This window comes from Vibrio sp. 1641 (genome assembly GCF_033339995.1).
Lineage (GTDB): Bacteria > Pseudomonadota > Gammaproteobacteria > Enterobacterales > Vibrionaceae > Vibrio > Vibrio alginolyticus.
This window is the reverse complement of record NZ_JAWOVP010000086.1, coordinates 1-857: the sequence shown is the minus strand read 5'-3', so window position 1 is coordinate 857 and position 857 is coordinate 1. Positions and strand designations below refer to the sequence as shown.

Here is an 857-nt window from a genome sequence, read left to right as displayed (position 1 = left end):
TTTTTTCAACTTTACTGCAGCGATGAAGAACAATTTTTCACAGGGTAAGTTAGTACACGCTTACGGAGAAATTAAGCGTGGTGGTATGGGGCTGGAAATTGTGCACCCTGACTACAAATTTTACGCCAGTGAACAAAAGCCAGATGTGGAACAAAGCTTAACCCCGGTTTATCCAACCACAGATGGCCTGCGTCAAATCACTTTACGTAACCTTACTGAGCAAGCATTGGCGCTACTCGATAAAGCGGCAGTGCAAGAATTGCTACCTTCTGGCTTGTATAACCATCAGATTACTATGTCGCAGGCGTTGCACACCATTCATCGCCCGCCGCCAACCATTAATTTAGATGAATTTGATGAAGGTAAGCACCCCGCTCAAATCCGTTTGATCATGGAAGAATTGCTCGCCCAAAACTTGTCGATGTTGGCAGTTCGCAGCAAAGGCCAGCAAGATATCGCCTTACCGCTCGCACCATGTGACAAACTGAAAAAACAGCTGTTGGCGCAACTGCCGTTTTCTCCGACCAATGCTCAAGCACGCGTGGTGAAAGAGATTGAATCCGACCTCGAAAAGCCGCATCCAATGATGCGTCTTGTCCAAGGTGACGTAGGCTCAGGAAAAACCCTCGTCGCGGCACTGGCTGCGGTTCGAGCTATCGAGCACGGTTATCAGGTCGCACTAATGGCACCAACTGAGCTGCTCGCCGAACAACACGCCATCAATTTCGCCAACTGGTTTGAAGCCATGGGCATTCAAGTGGGCTGGCTTGCTGGTAAGCTCAAGGGCAAAGCCAAAGAGACGGAACTGGCTCGCATTGCCAGCGGTGAAGCGCAAATGATAGTGGGTACTCACGCCC

The 857-nt window shown here is 49.8% G+C and carries 1 protein-coding gene; it reads left to right on the top strand.

Annotated features, from left to right (window positions below):
- Positions 1–857: DEAD/DEAH box helicase (locus tag R7Z47_RS24300; RefSeq protein ID WP_318130697.1), on the top strand; the 857-nt coding region annotated here is incomplete at both ends.